At 61.9% G+C, this 19,840-nt stretch carries 15 protein-coding genes; 9 read left to right on the forward strand and 6 right to left on the reverse strand.

What is annotated here, in order from left to right:
- Positions 1-10: 10 nt before the first annotated feature.
- The 3 genes from LOY70_RS12630 to tssB form a co-directional block, all read right to left on the reverse strand.
- Positions 11-508, reverse strand: a complete 498-nt coding sequence (locus LOY70_RS12630; RefSeq protein ID WP_109756006.1) for an Hcp family type VI secretion system effector — start codon at positions 506-508, stop codon at positions 11-13.
- Positions 509-733: 225 nt separating this feature from the next.
- On the reverse strand, positions 734-2,215 hold the full coding sequence (gene tssC, locus LOY70_RS12635) for a type VI secretion system contractile sheath large subunit (RefSeq protein ID WP_025213242.1): 1,482 nt from the start codon (positions 2,213-2,215) through the stop codon (positions 734-736).
- Positions 2,216-2,245: 30 nt separating this feature from the next.
- Positions 2,246-2,806 (reverse strand): type VI secretion system contractile sheath small subunit, encoded by a 561-nt coding sequence (gene tssB / locus LOY70_RS12640; protein WP_265037138.1) that lies wholly within the window; start codon positions 2,804-2,806, stop codon positions 2,246-2,248.
- Between the two features lie 224 nt (positions 2,807-3,030).
- On the opposite strand from tssB, the gene LOY70_RS12645 reads away from it, so the two are divergent.
- The 5 genes from LOY70_RS12645 to tssA all read left to right on the forward strand — a co-directional run bounded on the left by LOY70_RS12645 (position 3,031) and on the right by tssA (position 10,559).
- Positions 3,031-3,483, forward strand: coding sequence for a type VI secretion protein (locus LOY70_RS12645; protein WP_123415630.1), 453 nt, complete (start codon positions 3,031-3,033; stop codon positions 3,481-3,483).
- A gap of 64 nt (positions 3,484-3,547) precedes the next feature.
- Positions 3,548-4,879: a type VI secretion system baseplate subunit TssK gene (gene tssK, locus LOY70_RS12650; RefSeq protein WP_265037141.1), complete on the forward strand. Its 1,332-nt coding sequence runs from the start codon at positions 3,548-3,550 to the stop codon at positions 4,877-4,879.
- An 18-nt stretch (positions 4,880-4,897) separates the two neighbouring features.
- Positions 4,898-5,659 (forward strand): DotU family type IV/VI secretion system protein, encoded by a 762-nt coding sequence (locus LOY70_RS12655; RefSeq protein ID WP_265037143.1) that lies wholly within the window; start codon positions 4,898-4,900, stop codon positions 5,657-5,659.
- Entirely contained in the window at positions 5,656-9,480 is a 3,825-nt protein-coding gene (locus LOY70_RS12660; RefSeq protein ID WP_265037144.1) for a type VI secretion system protein, read from the forward strand. The genes LOY70_RS12655 and LOY70_RS12660 overlap by 4 nt, the downstream gene beginning before the upstream one ends.
- Complete coding sequence (gene tssA, locus LOY70_RS12665) at positions 9,477-10,559, forward strand: type VI secretion system protein TssA (protein ID WP_265037146.1); 1,083 nt, start codon at positions 9,477-9,479, stop codon at positions 10,557-10,559. The genes LOY70_RS12660 and tssA overlap by 4 nt, the downstream gene beginning before the upstream one ends.
- Here tssA and LOY70_RS12670 read toward each other — a convergent pair.
- Positions 10,556-11,509, reverse strand: coding sequence for a 2-hydroxyacid dehydrogenase (locus LOY70_RS12670; RefSeq protein WP_265037148.1), 954 nt, complete (start codon positions 11,507-11,509; stop codon positions 10,556-10,558). The genes tssA and LOY70_RS12670 overlap by 4 nt on opposite strands.
- Positions 11,510-11,802: 293 nt before the next feature.
- On the opposite strand from LOY70_RS12670, the gene LOY70_RS12675 reads away from it, so the two are divergent.
- Both LOY70_RS12675 and LOY70_RS12680 read left to right on the forward strand, forming a co-directional pair.
- Positions 11,803-12,333 (forward strand): lipocalin-like domain-containing protein, encoded by a 531-nt coding sequence (locus LOY70_RS12675; protein ID WP_265037150.1) that lies wholly within the window; start codon positions 11,803-11,805, stop codon positions 12,331-12,333.
- A gap of 210 nt (positions 12,334-12,543) precedes the next feature.
- A complete protein-coding gene (locus LOY70_RS12680) occupies positions 12,544-13,824 on the forward strand; it encodes a serine/threonine transporter (protein WP_265037152.1) in 1,281 nt (426 codons plus the stop codon).
- Positions 13,825-14,488: 664 nt separating this feature from the next.
- Here the strand turns inward: LOY70_RS12680 and acnB are convergent.
- Positions 14,489-17,098, reverse strand: coding sequence for a bifunctional aconitate hydratase 2/2-methylisocitrate dehydratase (gene acnB, locus LOY70_RS12685; RefSeq protein WP_265038026.1), 2,610 nt, complete (start codon positions 17,096-17,098; stop codon positions 14,489-14,491).
- Positions 17,099-17,506: 408 nt separating this feature from the next.
- Between acnB and LOY70_RS12690 the strand changes: the two genes are divergently transcribed.
- Positions 17,507-17,977 (forward strand): DUF1289 domain-containing protein, encoded by a 471-nt coding sequence (locus tag LOY70_RS12690; protein WP_025213254.1) that lies wholly within the window; start codon positions 17,507-17,509, stop codon positions 17,975-17,977.
- Positions 17,978-18,132: 155 nt separating this feature from the next.
- Here the strand turns inward: LOY70_RS12690 and LOY70_RS12695 are convergent, their stop codons facing one another.
- The gene (locus tag LOY70_RS12695; protein ID WP_265037155.1) at positions 18,133-18,996 is read right to left on the reverse strand and encodes a universal stress protein; all 864 of its coding nucleotides are present in this window, start codon (positions 18,994-18,996) and stop codon (positions 18,133-18,135) included.
- Positions 18,997-19,175: 179 nt separating this feature from the next.
- On the opposite strand from LOY70_RS12695, the gene LOY70_RS12700 reads away from it, so the two are divergent.
- Complete coding sequence (locus LOY70_RS12700) at positions 19,176-19,781, forward strand: tRNA-(ms[2]io[6]A)-hydroxylase (protein ID WP_265037157.1); 606 nt, start codon at positions 19,176-19,178, stop codon at positions 19,779-19,781.
- Positions 19,782-19,840: the final 59 nt, after the last annotated feature.

Below are 19,840 nucleotides of genomic sequence, written 5' to 3' on the forward strand. Positions count from 1 at the left end.
GCGCGCTCCGTCACTTGGTCATTTTGTTGGCCGCCAGGTCCCAGGTCGTGCCCGCCGTGCCTTCCTTGGTGCCGTCGTCTTTCTGGGCCGTGAGTTCCCATTTGATCTTGGTGAAGTTCAGCGACAGGGTTTCCACCGGTTTGCCGCCCGTGCCACCGCTGACGCTGACGTTGGATAGCACGACGTTGGTCAGGGTGTAGATGATGAACGGCATGAGTTTTCCGCTGCCTTCGGCGGCGTTGCGGCCAATGGTGATGACGGCCTGCGGGATGGGTTTGCCGGCGCAGCAATACTCGTTGAGCGAGGGGGTGGAGCTGTCGATGAATTTAGTCAGGGTGAATTCACCGATGTGGGGCCGGCCGGAGGTGCGCTCCGAGTTGCTGACGTCGTTGGTGACTTGCATCGCCACGTTGTGGCTGTAGGACATGACCTCGATCTTGTCCGTGAAACCCTCCAGCAGGCTGTCGCCCTTGATGTCGCCGCCGAGGTCGAGAATGATCGCATCCATTGTGTGAAACTCCTGAAGAAGACAAGTAGGTGGTACCCAATACCCCTAGAAACGAATGCCGAACCCCTGTGGCGAGGGGATTTATCCCCGCTGGGGCGCGAAGCGGCCCTAATACCGACAACTGGTGTACCCGTCAGATTGAGCTGACCGCTCAAGGGGCTGCTGCGCAGCCCAGCGGGGATAAATCCCCTCGCCACAACAGCGTCCTCGCCACAGGTTCAACCGTCAGGCAGCTACCGGTGGCGGCAGCGTCGCCACCAGGCGGATCGAGGCGGTCAGTTCTTCAAGCTGGAAGTGCGGCCGCAGGAATACCGTGGCTTTGTAGGCCCCAGGCTTGCCGGCCACCTCCGTCACGTCCACCCGGGCTTCGCGCAACGGGTATTGCGCCTTGATCTCTTGCGGCGCGTTGTCGTTGATCAGCACGTAGTCGGCGATCCAGTTGTTGAGGTAGGTCTGCACGTTGTCGCGGGTCATGAAGCTGCCGACTTTGTCGCGCATGATCACCTTCAGGTAATGGGCGAAACGCGAGGCCGCGAGGACATACGGCAGCATCGCCGAGATCCGTGCATTGGCGTTGGCCTCGTTGGTGTTGTAGACCTTGGCCCGGTTGGTGGTCTGGCCGCCGAAGAACACCGCCACGTCGCTGTTTTTCTTGTGGCACAGGGCGATGAAGCCCAGGTCATTGAGTTCTTTTTCGCGGCGGTCGGTGATCGCCACTTCGGTCGGGCATTTGAGCGACAGATCCCCGGAACTGGTGCGGAAGGTATGGGCCGGCAGGCCTTCGACCGCGCCACCGCCCTCGGCCCCGCGAATCGCCGCGCACCAGCCATATTTGGCGAAGGCTTCGGTGATGCGTTGCGACAGCGCCCAGGCGGCGTTGCCCCACAGGTATTTGCTGTGGTCGGTGCCGTTGACGTCTTCGACGTAGTTGATGCCTTCCACCGGCAGCGTGTCCGGGCCGTAGGGCAGGCGCAGCAGGAAGTGCGGCAGCACCAGGGACACATAACGCGAGTCTTCGCTTTCACGGAACGAGCGCCACTTGATCAGTTCCTGGCTCTCGAAAATCTTCGACAGGTCCCTCGGTACCGCCAGTTCGGTGAAGCTGGTCATGTCGAACAACCGTGGGCTGGCGGCGGCAATGAACGGCGCGTGCGCCGCGGCGGCCACGTTCGAGAGTTTTTCCAGCAGACCGATGTCCTGCGGGTGCCGGCCGAAGGTGTAGTCGCCCACCAGCAGGCTGAACGGATGCCCGCCAAAGGTGCCGTATTCTTCTTCGTAGATTTTCTTGAAGAGTGCGCTCTGGTCGAATTCGACGGCTTTTTCCAGATCGTTCTGCAGCTCTTTCTGGGTCACGTTGAGCAGGCGCAATTTGAGCCGTGTGCTGGTCTCGGTGTTCTGCACCAGCAGGTGCAGGCCGCGCCAGGAGGCTTCGAGTTTCTGCAGGTCGGGGTGGTGCAACACTTCGTTGAGCTGGGCGCTGATCAACTGGTCGATCTGGCTGATGCGGTCGTTGATCATCGCCACGGTGTCCTTGTCGATGGCCATGCCTTCGTCGAGGACCTGGGTGGCAAATTCGGCCAGCATGTCGCGGGCGTAGTCCTGCTGGCTGTCGTCGTGGGCCATGCGGCCTTCGGCGATGATCTTGTCCAGCAGGGACAGGGTCTGGGTCGTGCTCTCGCTGGTTTGAGCGCTGGATGAAGCAGGCATGGCTGTATCTCCCTTGAGTGATGAGCGCGATCAGGCCTGTGGTTCGGTCGGGGCCGGGTCATCGTTGGCGGCCACGGTCGGCAGCTCTGGCGGTGCGTCCTGGGGCCGGGCCGACTTGATCTCTTGCAGGCCCTCGGTGTTGGCGATCACGTCCCGCAGCAGCTTGTCCAGGTCGTCGTTGCCATCGAGTTTGGTCAACAGGTCCCGCAGGCGCTGGCGTGCCTCGAACAACCGGCGCAGCGGCGTGACCTGCTCCACGACCTTGACCGGGTCGAAGTCATCGATGTGGCGGAAGTTGAGTTCGATGTTGAGCTTGCTGTCATCGCCGCTGAGGGTGTTGTTCACCTGGAGGGTGGCGCGGGGGGAGATGGAGGCGAGGACCTCATTGAAATTATCCCGATCGATTTCCGTGAAGCGCCGCTCATTGAGCTTGGGCAGCGGGTCCAGGGGCTTGCCCGAAAGGTCGGCCAGAATGCCGACCACCAGTGGCAATTCTTTTTTCTCGATGGCGTTGCCGATTTCCACGTCATAGGTGATCTGGACGCGGGGAGGACGGACTCTGTCGAGCTTGTGCTGGGTACTTTCTGCCATGGCGGCCGACTCCGATGCAGGTGTGGAAGCAATGCATCGGGAGTCCCGCTCATCGCATTCCCTTGCTGATCCACAGGTTGCAAATGGAGGGCAGAAAACCTGTCATTCCCTTGACGAACCTGGCGCATTCGACCGTGCTGGTCGAACTATCCAAGACGCTAGAACAGGTCTATAAAAATGCAAGCAAAAACAATTTCTGACCGCTGAGAAAAGGAAAATTCATTTTGCGTGTCTTTTTTTTCGGATTTTTTTTGAGCGTGGCACTCACCGGTTGCTCGTTCTTCGCCCCCAGTGTCGACCTGGACAGCCTGACCCTGGACGTCGCGCCGCGGGCCAACGACGACACACCGATTGCCGTGGATTTCATCGCCGTGAATGACCCGGACCTGCTCAAGCAACTGTCGGGTATCACCGCCAGCCAGTGGTTCGCCGAGCGCGAACAGTTCCAGCGCGACTATCGTCAACGTATGTCGGTGTGGGGGCTGGAGCTGGTCCCGGGGCAATTTATCGACCGCCAACCCTTCCCGTTGGAGGGCCGGCGCGCCGCTGGACTTTTGGTCTTCGCCAGCTATAACACTCCCGGAGCCCACCGGCTTCGGCTGGACGATCAGCGCAAGGCCTGGCTGAAGTTCGACAGTCGTGAGATGACCCTCGTGAATGACGGGCCAGCTCAGTGACAACCAGCCTTGAGTGACCGCGGGCCGCCAAGCGCGGCGACATTGGGATGTCGAAGGGAGTCGTATGAGTCTGTTACCTGACGCGGTGTGCTGGCATGAGGGCATGCAGTTACTGCCCCAGCATTTTCAATTGCAAGGCCTGCGCGCGGAGGCCCTGGCCGCGCATTTTGCCGGGGCCTGCAATCCCTGGTTCTGGGGAGTCAGTCAACTGGAAGTCGACCCCTCGGCCCTCAGCGCCGGCCAGGTTCGACTGCTGCAACTGCAAGGCACCTTGCCGGATGGGTTGCCGGTCAACCTGCAGGCCGGTGTCGGGCCTGTCCTGGAGCTGGACATCAGCGAGGCGGTGAACAAGACCGACGACGCCACCGTGACCGTGTACCTGGCCATCAGTCCGCTCTGGCGCGCCGGACAATTGCTGCCACTCAAGGGCCGCCTGCAATCGGTGGTCGGCGATGCGTTGCCGGACCTCACCAGCGGCGAATTTCCCGAATCCATCACCGTCTGGCGACCCAACCCAAGGCTGTGCACGCAACTGAGCAAGGCCGACTCGATCTGCCTGCCGCTGCTGCGCATTCGCAAGGAAGGCGGCGGCTTTTTGCGGGTGCCCTACACACCACCGACCCCCGTGTTGCTGCCGGAGTCGATGCTCGGTCGGCGAGTCGCCGGGCTGTGTGCCCGGGCTCGGGAAAAATGCCTGTTCCTCGCCGGCCGGTTGCGTCAGGCCCAGGCCGCCGGTAACCAGGACGATGCCCTGGAAATTCGCCGGCAATTGACGGCGTTGTGGGCGCGGTTGCCGGAGGTCGAAGGCGCGCTGAATACCCGGGTGGCGACGCCCCAAGCGCTGTACGGCTTGCTGCTGGGACTGGCCGGCGCCTGGTCGGCCCTCGATCCGCTGGCCGGCGTGCCGGCTTTCGCGCCCCTGGATTTTCTGGAGTTGCAGCGCGGCTACGAGCCGCTGCTCGATTGGTTGGAAACCACCCTGGAACGGGTCCGCGCCGGCTATCGCAGCCTGGCCTTCGAGCGCAATGACCCGGTCTTCTCGATCCAGTTGCCCGACGACCAGCCGAGTCAGCGCCTGGTGATCGGCCTGCGCATGCCCAACGGCGCCAGCGAGCAGGCAGCGGCGGAGTGGTTACGCGGGGCGATTATCGCGTCCGCGCCGCACGTCCCGCTGTTGAGTCGACAACGCATGAGTGGTCTGCCCCATCAGGCCATGAGCCGTAACGAACAGGTGGCCTACAGCGTGGGCGATGACACCCGGTTGTTTGTGGTGGCCGCCAGCGGACAGTGGTTCGACGGGCAGTTGCCGTTGCATATCGTGGCGCCGGCGTCGGCCCAGGCCAGCAGCCCGTGGCAAGTGGTGTTGTTCGTGGCGCAAGCCGGTGAAAGTGCCTGATTGCAAAAGGGGAGTCGTATGCCTGACGGAAGTGGCGGTGCGGTTCGGGGTCTGCATGAGGCGCCGCTGAGCAGCGCTTTTCGTCAGGCCTGGCTGAAGTGGTCCCAGGAGTGGCAGGACTTGCCCAGGGACAGCGACCCTGCGGTATTGGTCAACCGGGTGGTGGAGTTTTCCGGGCGCAGCGCCCAGCGCTTGTGGCGGGTGGCCTTTGCCACCGTCGGCGATGCCGCCACCGAACAGGTCAAGGCACTGGTCTACGCCTTCGTGGCGTTGGTGGACGAAACCTTGCTGTTCACCCCGTGGCCGGGGCAACTGGCCTGGCAGCAGCACCCGCTCGAATCGCGCATGTATGCCAGTCGCCAGGCCGGCGAGCGGCTGCCCGCCGCCATCAAGAAACTGCTGGATGAGCAGATGCCCGGCACCCGGGACCTGGCCAATGTCTACCTGCAATGCCTGGTCCTCGGCTTCCAAGGCCGGCTGCGCGGCGAGCCCGGTCAGATCCAGCATGAAAAATGGCGCTTGGCGCTGTTCACGTTTGCCTGGCAGCACGATCCCGATTATGTCGATGTCAGTGAGCGCCTGGCGATGTCTTCGGCGGCGGTGCCGGTGCGCATGCCGGTGCAGCAGTCACTGCCGGACGGGGTGCGCCTGGGGTTGGCGATCCTGGCGATGGTGGTGTTGCTGACCGGGTTGGGGCAGGTGTTCTGGCGTGACATTCGTTCGGAGCTCGAGCCGGTGCTGCAACTGAACGAGTCGGTGGTCCAGGAGCAGGACTCATGAGCCCCTTGAGCATCATCGCCCTGGTGCTGCTCGCCATCGTCCTGGTGCTGTTGATCGTGGCCGTGATCTGGTGGCTGCGGACCCAGGGTGGTGCGGCGATCCGCAGTTTCTATGGGGCGGTGCGCCACATGGAGCAGGAGCAGGGCACCCGGGACCGTTATCAGATGCCCTGGTTGTTGATGCTCGGCAATGAAACGGACGGCGCGCAGTTGTGCGCCCAGTGGCGTTTGCAACCGACGGACAAGGCCGCCTGGTTCGGGCGCTGGTGGTCGGATGCCGAAGGCGCGGTGTTGGTGGTGCCCCAGGCGTTGTTCCTGCCCGATGAAGGCATGAACCGGCAACGGGGCAACTGGTGGCGCTTGTTGGGACTGATCCTGCGGTTGCGCAGCAAACGGCCGCTGGACGCGGTGATCTGGACCGTTCCCTTCGGCAAGCTCGACGACATCGAGCACACCACCGAGTTGAGCCTCAAGGTCCGGCGGTGTTTTATCGACCTTCTGCAACGGTTCGGTCTCAGCCTGCCGGTGTACGTGGTGATCACCGGGATGGAGCAGTTGCCCGGCTTCCAGGAACTGGTCAGCGCACTGCCCGCCGAGGCCCGGGAGTCGACATTGGGCTGGTCGTCGCCTTACCCGCCTGATGCGGCGTGGCAATCGCATTGGAGCGATCAGGCGCTGGATCAGGTCAACGCCGCGCTGTCGCAATCGATCATTGAAATCGGTGCGCTGGCGGGCCAACTGAGCACCGATCTCTACGGTTTGCCCGAGCGCTTCGAAGGCTTGCGGCGGGCCTTGCAGATCCTCCTGGAGCCGGTGTTCCAGGGCAATGCCCAAGGCGAAGCGCCGCGTTTTCGCGGTGTGTATTTCACCGCCAGCCAGGCGCCGGCGGTCAGTGCGGACGGGTTCGCCGCCACCGACAGCGTCCTGCGGCAAACGGTGTTCGCCCGCCAGCTGTGGGCGCGACGGCTGGTGGCCGAACGTGGCCTGGCCCAGCCTGTGCCGCGTCTGCTGCGCTTGCGCCAGCGCTGGCATCGGTTGGCCGGTGCGATGGCGCTGGTGGTCGGGCTGGTCTGGCTGGGGGGGATGGTCTGGGTCTGGCACGACTCGGTGGAACAGGCGCAGGAGCTGTCGCGATTGATCCTCAGCGCCCATAAGAACCACCTCGCGGTCGACCCCGACGAGCCGCAACTGGAGCCGACCCGACACAACGTACAGAACTACTGGAACGTGCTGGAAAAAGCCCCGAGCTGGCGCTTCGTCTCAGTGGTGTTCCCCACTTCCTGGTTTTCCTCGGTGGACACGCAACTGCAAGACGGCTTGCGCCTGACCGCCCGGCACCATTGGGTACTGCCCCTGCGTGACCTGCTGGAGTCGGACCTGGAACAGCTCAAGTCCATCCGCAACACCGAGCGCCGCGGCAATGTGCAAAGCGAAGACCCGGCGCAATGGCAGAGCTATGTGAAGGCCAAGGAACTGGTGGACCGCGCGGTTCGCCTCGAGCAGCACAATCAGATATTCAGCCAGGCGGTGAACAACCCCAAGGCGCCGCTGGACGAGCTGGTGCAACTGAGTAACAACGCCTTGTCGCTGAGCCTCAACACCGGCACCTTGAGTCGGGCACGGTTCTACAACCGGGTGCTGTTCGATTCGCAAAACACCGATCTGCAAGGGCTGGACCTGAACGCCGCGCGCCCGGTGGTCTCCGATAACTTCACCGGCCTGATGCAGCGCTGGCTCGATCATTATTTCCTGGCGGACAACTTCGTGCGCCAGGCCGGCTATCTCAAGTTGCATCTGCAACGCCTGGAGGCGGGCAGTGGAAACTCCCTGAGCGAACTCGAAGACCTGATGGCGCTGATCGACGATTTGCAGACGCTGGTCAGCCTGACCAATTCGGCCTGGGGACGGGGCAAGGGCCAGGACCTGGTGCCCGGTTACACCCAGATGATGGACAAGGTCAGTCACAGCACCTTGCTGGGGCCGGATATCGAACAGGATCTGGAGAGCCAGGCGGCAAAGCTGCAGCAGAGTTTTCGCGACCAGTGGATCGTCCAGAGCGGTTCCCGGGACAATCTGCTGGTGCAGCAGGGCAGTGGCTTGCTGGTGTTGCAAGACCATGTCACTGCGCTGGACGGTGCGGTGCAAGCCCTGTTCAAACGTGATTTCGTAGCATTGGCCATGCAGAAAGACCCCTTGGACGGCAATTCCGATTCGATGGGGCAGGGCGACGGCAGCGATGATTTCAGTGGCGCCCTGAACTACTTCGCCAGCTACAAGAGCTATGCCAACGACGAGCTGCCGCGCATCCCGCCGGATTACCGTGACGCCTTGATACAGGCCGCCGAAGGCGCTGCGGCGCGAGCCATGTGGTTGAGCCTGGACGAAAGCGACGCGTCGTTACCCGGCATGGGCTTCAATGTGCAGACGTCCCAGGCCGTGGCGCTGCAAAAAGCCTTCATGGATGTGCACCGCAGCGATCTGGCGGTGCGTTTCCAGCGCCTGCTCAATCGCCGTGCATTGGCGCAGATCAAGAGCGGCCTGGACGAAATCGATGCCCAGCCACTGTTCAGCCAGCGGGCCGATATCCAGCGTTGGGACGGTTCGAAAAACTTCGGCTTGCAGCTGTACGGCGCCAGCGACCCACAAGATCTGAAGCTGAACCTGAACCAGCAATTTGACGCCATGCTGCAGATCGCCGAGCAGCGCATGCCGGCCCTGGAATGGCTGATTGTCCAGCAGGACAACCTGTCGGCCCTCGAGCACGATCAGGTGGCGCGGTTCATGGCCCTCAACGATGAATTGCTCAAGTACAAGAACCAGAACCCGGCCAGTTCCGCCGCTCAACTGGAGCAGTTAGTGAGTCGGGACTTCATCGAGATGGACACCACGTCCTGCGCGCAGATCTTGCAAACCTCCAGCCTGTCCGGTGGCCGCGGCGACCTGGCCCAGCGCACGGTCGCGCTACAGCAGAGCGCCCTGCAACGTTGCCTGTACCTGCAACAGAACCAGGCGGCGACCGCCTGGAATGACCTGGCCAACTATTTCAATCAGTACCTGGCCGGGCGCTTTCCGTTTTCCCAGGATGTGCGGGCCAGCGATGCCGACCCGGCGCGGGTGCAGCGCCTGCTGGAGTTGATCGACACGCGCTTGCCCCTGGCCCAGGCCGGGCTGACGCTGAGCCAGACGCCGGAGCGGTTGGCGGCGGAAGATTTCCTCAACCGTTTGAAACAGGCCGGCACCTGGCTCGGGCCGTTGTTCGTGCGGGACAAGAGCGGCATTCTTGGCGTGGAAATGGACGTGCGCTGGCGCACCGACCGCGATGAAGAGCGTGGCGCCGACCAAGTGATTGCCTGGGGCTTGAACGCCGGTAACCAGCAGATCAGCTACCCCGGTGTAGCCCAGCAGAACCTGCGCTGGATGGTCGGACAGCCCGTGCGCCTGACCTTGCGCTGGGCCCGCAACGGCTACCAGCGCCCGGCCAACGACCCCTTGCAACCAAACCTGGTGGTGCGTGACCTGGAAGCCGGCTGGGAGTACCAGGGACCCTGGTCGTTGTTGCGGCTGATGCGTTCGTTGGTGTCGGCGCAACGCCAGCCCAATATCGACTACACCGATTTTCCGCTGGCCCTGCAACTGCCGGTGACGGCCCAGGCCCAGGCCCGCACGGCGCAGCAAACGTTGATGTTCGTGCGCTTGTCGTTGATGAGTCAGGGCTCAAAGCTGCCCCTGTCGATCCCGCCGCTGCCGACGCGGGCACCCCGTTCACCGTTTATGGCGACCTCAACGAGTCCCGCCATCGCCACTCGTGAGGAAGGCCCGTGAGTTTGTCGATATCCCCCTTGCCCGACCGAGTCAGCCAGCTGCTCGAGCCCCTCAGCGTCGAATCGCCTTGCGGCCAGGACCTGCGCTACGAACCGGAATACGACCTGCTGCGCGAGTTGCGCCGCGAGGACGACACCAGCCTGCCCACCGGCGTGTGGCAGTCTTCGATCAAGCGCGGCCAATGGCCGGAGCTGGAAAGACTCGCCACCACGCTGTTGCTTGAGCGCAGCAAGGACTTGATGATCAGTGCCTGGCTGGGGGAGGCCTGGTTGCACCTGGCGGGGCTGGAAGGATTGCCGGGCAGCCTGGCCTTGGTGACGGGCCTGTGTGAACGCTATCCCGAGCAGTTGCACCCCCAGGCCGACGAGGGTGATCAGTCGTGGCGGGTGATCCCGCTGGAGTGGCTGGCCCGCCGCTACAGCGAAGTGTTGCTGACGCGAGTGCCGTTGTTCGATGGCCGGGACCAGGCGTTCGCCGGTTTTTGCCTGGATGACTGGCAACGTCTGCAGCGCCAGCAAGTGCTGGGCAACGACAGCAAGAACGCCAAGGCCTCGGCCGAAGCGGCGCGCAACGAGCAAAAGAAACTCAGCGAACTGATTCGCACCACGCCGCTGTCGTTCTGGTTGCATCGCCAGGGCAGCCTGATGCTGAGTTTGCAGCACCTGCAACGGCTCGACGCCTGGAGCGACGCTTACCTGGGCAACCAGGCCCCGGGCTACCGATCCTTGCAGGACGTGATACAGGCCTTGCTGACACTGGTAGAGGAGTTCATCGCGATGCACCCACAGCAACCCACCTTCACTCCAGTGCCAACGTCTCCCGAGGCTACGACATCGACCTCTCAGCCGCAGCTCGCACCTGCCCAGGTTTTCCAAGAGCCGGCCAGCCGCGAAGAAGCTTATCGACAGCTGCTGGTCATCGCCGGTTACCTGGCCCGCACCGAACCCCACAGCCCGGTGCCTTACCTGATCCGGCGCGGCGTGGAGTGGGGCAACAAACCGCTGAGCGAGCTGTTGGGCGAACTGATCAGTGCCGATGCCGAATCCCGGCGGTTGTGGACGTTGCTAGGGGTTCTTTAATCCTGGGCATCAGGTAACGGCACAGGCGTGAGCAGCGGTTTGCCGGAAAAGAAGGCCGAGAGGTTCTGGCCCACCAGCTCCACCGTGCCACGGGTCGCTTCTGGCGACAGGCCGGCCACATGGGGCGTGAGGACGACGTTGGGCAGGTTCTTCAGCGCCTCGGGCACTTCGGGCTCGTGATCGAATACATCCAGGGCCGCACCGGCGATGCGTCGGTGCTCCAAGGCGTTGACCAAGTCAGCGGTGGCGACCACGCTGGCCCGGGCAATGTTCACCAAAAAGCCGTTGGGCCCCAGCGCATCAAGGGCCTGTTTGTTGATCAACTGCCGGGTGTCCAGGCCCCCGGGCGTCGCGATGATCAGGAAATCCGAGACCCGGGCCAACTCGGTGGGGGTGGCGCAGAACGTGTAGGGCACGTCGTTGCGCACCCGGCGGTTGTGGTAGCTGACGCTCATGTCGAAGCCGAGGGCGGCTCGTTTGGCGACCGCCATGCCTACCGCGCCGAGACCCAATATGCCCAGGCGTTTGCCGGCCAAGGAAGGGCGTGTGCCTCTTGGCCATTCGCCCCGGCGCAGGGCGGCATCGGAGCGGGGAATATCGCGCACCAGCGCCAACAGCAGCGCCATGGCATGGTCGGCCACCGACGAGGCGTTGACCCCGGCGCCGTTGGTCACTGCGATGCCGCGATTACTGGCGGCCTGCAGGTCCACCTGTTCGTACCCGGCGCCGATCACGCAGATAATCCGCAGGTTGGGCAGGGCGGCGATTTCTTCCGCCGTCAACCCGAGGGGACCGCGTGTCAGCACCGCGCTGAACCGCTCACCGTGTTCAAAAATCGCCGTCTTGCGTTCGGCAGGCGTTGGCGCCAATTCCAGGTGATAGCCCTGACGCTCAAGAATCGGCAGGTATTCATTGACGGTTTCAACCAGTACCAGAACGGTTGCGGTCATGCTGTGCTCCTGTGGGCGCTGGATCGATTTCAGTATTCAACCTGATTGTAGGAGTCGAAGGCAGGGGGGTTGAGGCTTTTTATGTGCATTTCGAATTCGGCGTCGCCCTTGCGGTGGGCCGGCAGCCCCCGCTGCGGCGTGATGCTCATCTCGACGACTCAAGCTGTGTTAGATCGCAAAGGTCGATGTCGGCCATTGATGAATATTTTTAACCAACTCGTTCGTAGGGGGGCGGTTTATTGTAGGTTTTCCTGGCTCATATACTCAGGGGAAATCTCAAGGGGAAGCTCACGATGAAAACAGACCCTGACGGCGGACGAGGTATGAAGTGGCTGCTCGTACTTCTTCTCGCCATTTCCAGCGTCGGCGGGGCCAGCGAGCCCCGGCTGCCTATCGCCGGGCCCAATCAGATTGCCGGCACCTGGCGCATGGTGAGCGCGACGCTTGAACGCGATGGCCAGATCGATCGACCCTATGGCGAGAATCCCCAAGGCATGCTCGTCTTCACGCCCGACATGCACTTTGTCGAGGTGTTGACCAATGGCGACACCCCACGTTTCCAATCTGACGCACGCGGGGGCGGCACCGACGCTGAAAACAGGCGCGCCATGGCATCGAGCATTGGATTTTTCGGTACATACGCCGTAGACAAACACGGCCATTTCTCGGGCAACCGCGTCGAAGGCTCCACGTTTCCTAACTGGGTGGGAAGCGTTCGAACGGAGCAGCAACTACAGCTCAAAGTTGAGGGTGAACGGATGTATGAGACATTCACGCGCCCGGACGGAGGCCGCGTGAACATTGAGTTTGTGCGGGTTCGATAGTGGGCATGGGCACTCATTGACGGGCTGCGACCATTTCCCGAATGCGCTGGTATCACCTGTGACGGTGACAACCGCTCCTCAGCTAAGTCTTTGCTTCTGATCGTGAATCCCGGACAATCGCGCCCCTGTTTCGGCCAGGGCGCTGCCTGTCGGGGTTTTCCGACTCGTCCCGGCCGGGTGCATGTGACCGGAAAGCGGAGATCCGACCGGATGAATGATCAGGCCAACAGCGTCGAAGAGCGCTTTGAAACGACAGTCCCAGCCACCCTCAGCCAATGGAGTCGTCATGACACCACCTGGATGCTGGGGCTGTTTGGCACCGCCATCGGTGCAGGTACGCTGTTTTTACCGATCAATGCAGGCCTGGGTGGTTTCTGGCCGCTGGTGATCCTGGCAGTGCTGGCATTTCCCATGACGTTTTACGCACACCGGGGGCTGACCCGTTTTGTGTTGTCCGGTCGCGACGGCGCGGACATCACCGAGGTGGTGGAGGAGCATTTCGGCCTCAAGGCTGGTGCGCTGATCACGTTGCTGTACTTCTTTGCGATTTTCCCGATCCTGCTGATCTACAGCGTGGCGCTGACCAATACCGTGGGCAGCTTTCTTGAGCATCAGCTGCATATCCAGCCACCCCCTCGGGCCGTGCTGTCCCTGGTGCTGATCCTGGGGCTGCTGGCCGTGGTGCGTTGCGGCGAGCAGGCGATCGTCAAGGCCATGAGCCTGATGGTCTATCCGTTTATCGTTGCGCTGCTGTTCCTGGCGGTGTTTCTGATCCCGCACTGGAACGGCGGCATCCTGACCACGGCGTCGACGCCGCCTGAGACATCGGCCCTGCTGCATACCCTGTGGCTGGCGATTCCGGTGATGGTGTTCTCGTTCAACCACTCGCCGATCATCTCGGCGTTCGCGGTGGACCAGAAGCGTCGCTACGGCGCCAACGCCGAGGAGCGCAGTTCGCAGATCCTGTCGCGGGCCCATGTGCTGATGGTGGTGATGGTGCTGTTCTTCGTGTTCAGTTGCGTGCTGACCCTGTCCCCGGCACAACTGGCCGAGGCCAAGGCGCAGAACCTGTCGATCCTGTCGTACCTGGCCAATCATTTCAGTAACCCGACCATCGCCTTTGCCGCGCCATTGATTGCGTTCGTGGCGATCTCCAAGTCCTTCCTCGGGCATTACATCGGCGCCAGCGAAGGCCTCAAGGGCCTGATCGTCAAGAGCGGCCGTCGCCCGGCACCCAAGACCCTGGACCGCCTGACGGCGGCGTTCATGCTGGTGGTGTGCTGGATCGTCGCCACGCTCAACCCGAGCATCCTGGGCATGATCGAAACCCTGGGCGGCCCGATCATCGCGGCGATCCTGTTCCTGATGCCGATGTACGCCATCCACAAAGTCCCAGCCATGGCCCGTTATCGCGGCCAGGCCTCCAATGTTTTTGTAGCGTTGGTGGGTTTGGTGGCGATTACAGCATTGGTCTATTCCCTGATGGCCTGACCATCCACCTTGTGGGAGCGGGCTTGCTCGCGAAAGCGGTGGGTCAGCTGGCAGGGATGTTGGATGTGCCGCCGTCTTCGCGGGCAAGCCCGCTCCCACACTGGTTTTGGGATGTTCATGGAAATTGCAATCACCCCAAATCCCCTGTGGGAGCGGGCTTGCTCGCGATAGCGGTGGTTCAGTTGGCAGGGATGTTGGATGTGCCGCCGTCTTCGCGGGCAAGCCCGCTCCCACACTGGTTTTGGGATGTTCATGGAAATTGCAATCACCCCAAATCCCCTGTGGGAGCGAGCTTGCTCGCGATAGCGGTGGTTCAGTTGGCAGGGATATTGGATTTGCCGCCGTCATCGCGAGCAAGCTCGCTCCCACATTGGTTTTGGGGTGTTCATGGAAATTGCAATCACCCCAAATCCCCTGTGAGAGCGGGCTTGCTCGCGAAAGCGGTGGGTCAGCTGGCAGGGATGTTGGATGTGCCGCCGTCTTCGCGAGCAAGCTCGCTCCCACATTGGTTTCGGGTGTTTACAGAACTTGCATCCACCACAACTCCCCTGTGGGAGCGGGCTTGCTCGCGATGGCGGTGGTTCGGCTGGCATCGAAATGACAGGCATAAAAAAACGCCGCCCCTCGCAAGAAGGGCGGCGTTTTTAGTCGGGCGTTTTAAGCTTTACGCTTGAACGACCGGGATGTTGGCGTTTGCAGCTGCTTCACGGAACTCGGCGATCTGGTCGAAGCTCAGGTAGCGGTACACGTCCGCCGCCATGCTGTCGATCTTGCCGGCGTATTCCATGTACTCCTCGACGGTCGGCAGGCGACCCAGGATGGATGCAACGGACGCCAGCTCGGCCGAAGCCAGGTAGACGTTCGCGCCGTCACCCAGACGGTTCGGGAAGTTACGGGTCGAGGTCGACACCACGGTAGAGTTCGGCTCGACGCGTGCCTGGTTACCCATGCACAGCGAGCAGCCTGGCATTTCCATCCGTGCACCGGCCTTGCCATAGATGCCGTAGTAGCCTTCTTCGGTGAGCTGGTGAGCGTCCATCTTGGTCGGCGGCGACAGCCACAGACGAGTTGGCAGCTGACCCTTGACCTGCTCCAGCAGTTTACCGGCGGCGCGGAAGTGACCGATGTTGGTCATGCACGAACCGATGAACACTTCGTCGATCTTCTCGCCAGCAACGCTGGACAGCAGACGGGCATCGTCCGGATCGTTCGGCGCGCAGAGCACAGGCTCGCTGATGTCGGCCAGATCGATTTCGATGACTTCGGCGTATTCGGCGTCGGCATCGGCTTCCATCAGTTGCGGGTCGGCGATCCAGGCTTCCATCGCTTGGGCGCGACGTTCCAGGGTGCGTGCATCGCCGTAGCCTTCGCCGATCATCCAGCGCAGCAGGGTGATGTTCGACTGCAGGTACTCGGTGATCGACTCTTTCGACAGCTTGATGGTGCAACCGGCAGCCGAACGTTCGGCCGAGGCGTCGGACAATTCGAAAGCCTGTTCCAGGGTCAAGCCTTCCAGGCCTTCGATTTCCAGGATGCGACCGGAGAAGGCGTTTTTCTTGCCTTTCTTCTCGACGGTCAGCAGACCGTTCTGGATGGCGAAGTATGGAATGGCATGAACCAGGTCACGCAGGGTGATGCCAGGTTTCATTTTGCCTTTGAAGCGCACCAGGATCGATTCCGGCATGTCCAGCGGCATGACGCCGGTGGCAGCGGCGAACGCGACCAGGCCAGAACCGGCCGGGAACGAGATGCCCATCGGGAAACGGGTGTGGGAGTCGCCACCGGTACCCACGGTGTCTGGCAGCAGCATGCGGTTCAGCCACGAGTGGATGATGCCGTCGCCGGGACGCAGGGAAACGCCGCCGCGGGTCATGATGAAGTCAGGCAGGGTGTGGTGGGTGGTCACGTCGATCGGCTTCGGATAGGCCGCGGTGTGGCAGAAGGACTGCATCACCAGGTCAGCCGAGAAGCCCAGGCACGCCAGGTCTTTCAGTTCGTCACGGGTCATCGGACCGGTGGTGTCCTGGGAGCCCACGGTGGTCATTTTCGGTTCGCAGTAGGTACCAGGACGGACGCCTTGGCCTTCTGCCAGACCGCAAGCCTTGCCGACCATCTTCTGCGCCAGGGTGAAACCCTTGGTGCTTTCGGCGGGGGCTTCCGGCTTCTTGAACAGGTCGAAGGGTGGCAGACCCAGCTCGGCGCGCGCCTTTTCGGTCAGGCCACGGCCGATGATCAGCGGGATACGGCCGCCGGCACGAACTTCGTCCAACAGGACCGGGGTCTTCATTTCGAAGGTGGTCAGGACTTCATCGGTACCGTGCTTGCAGACTTTGCCAGCATGCGGGTACAGGTCGATCACGTCGCCCATGTGCATGTTGGACACATCGAATTCGATCGGCAGGGCGCCGGCGTCTTCCATGGTGTTGTAGAAAATCGGTGCGATCTTGCTGCCGAAGCAGAAACCGCCGGCGCGCTTGTTCGGGACGAAAGGAACGTCGTCGCCGAAGAACCACAGCACCGAGTTGGTCGCCGATTTACGCGACGAACCGGTACCGACCACGTCACCGACGTAGGCGATCGGGAAGCCTTGGCCACGCATCTCTTCGATCTGCTTCATCGGGCCGGTCTTGCCTTGTTCATCCGGCACGATGCCTTCACGAGCCATTTTCAGCATGGCCAGGGCGTGCAGCGGGATGTCCGGGCGGGACCAGGCGTCAGGGGCAGGGGACAGGTCGTCGGTGTTGGTTTCGCCGGTGACCTTGAACACCCGCAGGCTGATCTTGTCGGCCAGCACAGGGCGGTTCTTGAACCACTCGCCGTCGGCCCAGGATTGCAGCACGGCCTTGGCGTGAACGTTACCGTTCTTGGCTTTTTCAGCCACATCGTGGAACGCATCGAACATCAGCAGGGTGTGCTTGAGTTCCTTGGCGGCCACCGGCGCCAGTTCGGCGTCGTCCAGCAGTTCCACCAGGGTCACGATGTTGTAGCCGCCCTGCATGGTGCCGAGCAGTTCCACGGCACGCTTCTTGTCCAGCAGGGGGGATTGGGCCTGGCCCTTGGCCAGGGCGGACAGGAAACCGGCCTTGACGTAGGCGGCTTCGTCGACTCCAGGCGGAACGCGATTGGTGATCAGGTCAACGAGGAAAGCTTCTTCGCCAGCCGGAGGATTTTTCAGCAGCTCGATCAGGCCTGCGGTTTGTTCGGCGTTAAGCGGCTGGGGAACGATACCCAGGGCTGCGCGCTCTTCGATATGTTTGCGGTAGGCTTCAAGCACAGTTATTACCCTCATCAGTGGTCCCAAATGGGTGTCCGGGACGCTCATCCAGAAACCCACGGTACTCGTGCGCGTCGGGGGCTTTTTGGGCCTCCACGCCAGGGTTTCCGGGGTTCCTCACAGAAGCTGCTTTCAAAGTTTTACGCCTGCAGAACGGGGAGCTGATGAGGGTTGGCGTTGGGCTTTCCCCGCTGGAAAGACCCTTCGCCAACACCGCTCTGAAGGAACGACTGTGCTCGTGACGCTTTGAAAACAGCTTCTAACGGACATTGGCGCCTTAAAAGGCTGGCTGATTCTACGGGAAAAAAAACTTAAAGGTAAGTTGGGCCATGAAGTTTGAAGGGGTGATCAATCTTAGACAAAGGGCTAACATGCCGGCCTGTCCTGCTTTTGCGTGTGCTTTTCCTTATGCCCAACCAGCTCATCAAGACCCCCTGTGTCGGCCTCTGCTCCACTGTCTACGGTGACCTGGTGTGCCGTGGCTGCAAGCGGTTCCACCATGAAGTGATTCACTGGAACGGCTACAACGAGGACGAAAAGCGCGCGGTGTGGATGCGCCTGGAGCAACTGCTGGTGCAGGTGATGGTGGCCAAGTTGGAGGTTTTCGACCCGCAATTGCTGCGCCAGCAGCTGGAGTCGCGCAAGATCCGCTTTGTGCCGCATCAGTCGGAATATTGCTGGGCCTACCAGTTGATCGCCCGGGGCGCGCGGGTGATCAACAACCTGGAAGCCTACGGCATGGTGCTGATGCCGGAGTTTCGCGACTGGGACCTGCCAGACCTGCGCGACGCCATTGATCGGGAATTTTTCCTCCTGTCCGAAGCCCATTACCAGCGCTACATCGCGCCGGGGTTCCTGAAGGATGCGATCGGCGGCTGACCCCTTGGCCATTTGCGCAAAGGCGCTTTTGTGCCCGGGAGCTTTTGTGGCGAGGGGATTTATCCCCGTTCGGCTGCGAAGCAGGCGTCTGGCGTTTGGGCTGATGGGGCCTGCTCCGCAGTCCAACGGGGATAAATCCCCTCGCCACGGCTTGTTTATTCCTTGACCGCCAGCTCTACCAGATGGTCCTCGACCTCCTGGGGCTTGAGCACCAGCACGTCGCTTTCCAGCGTATCGAGCACCGCCTCGGCGGTATTGCCAATCAACACCCCGGACAGTCCTGAACGCGCCACGGTGCCGATCACCGTCACCGCCGCCTGCAGCTTGCGCGCCATGTACGGAATCAAGACATCCGCCGGGCCTTCTTCGATGTGCAGGTGCTGGTCGTCGATGTCGAATTCGGCCTGGAACGCCCGGCATTGCTCACGATAACGGGCCTCGATGGTTTCCTTGAGCTGGAACGTCGGGTCGGCGGACGAAAGCATTGGCGTGGGATGGGCGCTGATCACATGCAGGTGCGCCTTGGCCAGAATGGCAATGTCGTAGCCGTGATCGATGATGGTGTTGTGCAGGTGACGGTGCTCGCCGTCGGCATTGCCAACGTCCACGGCCGCGAGAATCACCTTGTCCTTCCAGGACCCCGCGGTTTTCACCAGCAGCACCGGGGTTGGGCAATGGCGCAACAGTTTCCAGTCCGCCGGGGTCAACAGGGCTTTTTTCAATGGGCTGTCGGGGAAGTGCTGCTTGATCACCAGCCCGCAACCTTCAGCCTGCTGCACGTCGATGATGGTTTCGTAGAGGCTTTCGTTCCAGGCCTGCTCGGTGGTGACGCTGTAGCCGTCGGCCAACAGCGCGGCCTTCAACACGCCGAGCATGCCGGCATGGTCGTGCTTTTTGTCGCACACCAGCAGGTGCAGGTGGGCCTGGGTCACCCCGGCGATCAACTTGGCGCGCTTGAGCGCCAGGCTTTCCGAATGTTCGGGTTCGATGACCACCAGAATGCTGCGAATGGCTTGCATGATCGGCGTTCTCCTGCAATGAAAAGGCTGGCGTTGTTCAACTATAGTTGTTGTGGGGCAGTCTAGTTGCTATGGGTGAGTCCTCGACTTGATGCATATCAACGGCGGTGACTGGTGGTCTGGGGGCAGGCCGGTATAATCGGCGCCCTTCGCTCGACTACCTTTTTTCCGTGAGCCCCATGATCCTTCCCGAAATCCACGAATTCCTTGGTTGCCGCACCCCCGATGCCTGGGTCCAGGCCGCGCTGGCTGACCAGGAAACCTTGCTGATCGACCACAAGAACTGCGAGTTCAAGGCCGCCAGCACCGCCCTGAGCCTGATCGCCAAGTACCATTCCCACGTTGACCTGATCAACCTGATGTCGCGCCTGGCCCGGGAAGAGCTGGTGCATCACGAGCAGGTCATGCGCTTGATGAAAAAGCGCAAGATCGGCTTGCGCCAGCTCTCCGCCGGGCGTTACGCCTCAGGGTTGCGCAAGGTGGTACGCAGCCATGAGCCGGTCAAGCTGGTGGACACCCTGGTGGTTGGCGCCTTTATCGAAGCCCGCAGTTGCGAGCGTTTCGAGGCCTTGGTGCCGCATCTGGACGAAGAACTGGGCAAGTTTTATTTCGGCTTGCTCAAGAGCGAAGCCCGGCATTTCCAGGGTTACCTGAAACTGGCCTACCAATACGGCGACGCCAAGGACATTGCCCAGGTGATCGACAAGGTCTGTGAGGCCGAGCGGGAACTGATCGAATCGCCGGATGTGGAGTTTCGGTTTCACAGTGGTGTGCCGGCTCGATAGGGTTGAGGTACCGGTACTGACGCCATCGCGAGCAAGCTCGCTCCCACAGGGAATTTTCT

Source organism: Pseudomonas sp. B21-054, from assembly GCF_026016345.1.
In the GTDB taxonomy this organism is placed as follows: domain Bacteria; phylum Pseudomonadota; class Gammaproteobacteria; order Pseudomonadales; family Pseudomonadaceae; genus Aquipseudomonas.

What these genes read in the sequence shown, in the direction of transcription:
- LOY70_RS12700 (WP_265037157.1), top strand. Translation starts at nt 19,176, where the DNA reads ATGATCCTTCCCGAAATCCACGAATTCCTTGGTTGCCGCACCCCCGAT.
- tssC (WP_025213242.1), bottom strand. Translation starts at nt 2,215, where the DNA reads ATGCCTGCTTCATCCAGCGCTCAAACCAGCGAGAGCACGACCCAGACC.
- tssK (WP_265037141.1), top strand. Translation starts at nt 3,548, where the DNA reads ATGAGTCTGTTACCTGACGCGGTGTGCTGGCATGAGGGCATGCAGTTA.
- LOY70_RS12670 (WP_265037148.1), bottom strand. Translation starts at nt 11,509, where the DNA reads ATGACCGCAACCGTTCTGGTACTGGTTGAAACCGTCAATGAATACCTG.
- tssB (WP_265037138.1), bottom strand. Translation starts at nt 2,806, where the DNA reads ATGGCAGAAAGTACCCAGCACAAGCTCGACAGAGTCCGTCCTCCCCGC.
- LOY70_RS12630 (WP_109756006.1), bottom strand. Translation starts at nt 508, where the DNA reads ATGGATGCGATCATTCTCGACCTCGGCGGCGACATCAAGGGCGACAGC.
- LOY70_RS12660 (WP_265037144.1), top strand. Translation starts at nt 5,656, where the DNA reads ATGAGCCCCTTGAGCATCATCGCCCTGGTGCTGCTCGCCATCGTCCTG.
- LOY70_RS12695 (WP_265037155.1), bottom strand. Translation starts at nt 18,996, where the DNA reads ATGCAAGCCATTCGCAGCATTCTGGTGGTCATCGAACCCGAACATTCG.
- LOY70_RS12655 (WP_265037143.1), top strand. Translation starts at nt 4,898, where the DNA reads ATGCCTGACGGAAGTGGCGGTGCGGTTCGGGGTCTGCATGAGGCGCCG.
- LOY70_RS12690 (WP_025213254.1), top strand. Translation starts at nt 17,507, where the DNA reads ATGCCCAACCAGCTCATCAAGACCCCCTGTGTCGGCCTCTGCTCCACT.
- LOY70_RS12680 (WP_265037152.1), top strand. Translation starts at nt 12,544, where the DNA reads ATGAATGATCAGGCCAACAGCGTCGAAGAGCGCTTTGAAACGACAGTC.
- LOY70_RS12675 (WP_265037150.1), top strand. Translation starts at nt 11,803, where the DNA reads ATGAAAACAGACCCTGACGGCGGACGAGGTATGAAGTGGCTGCTCGTA.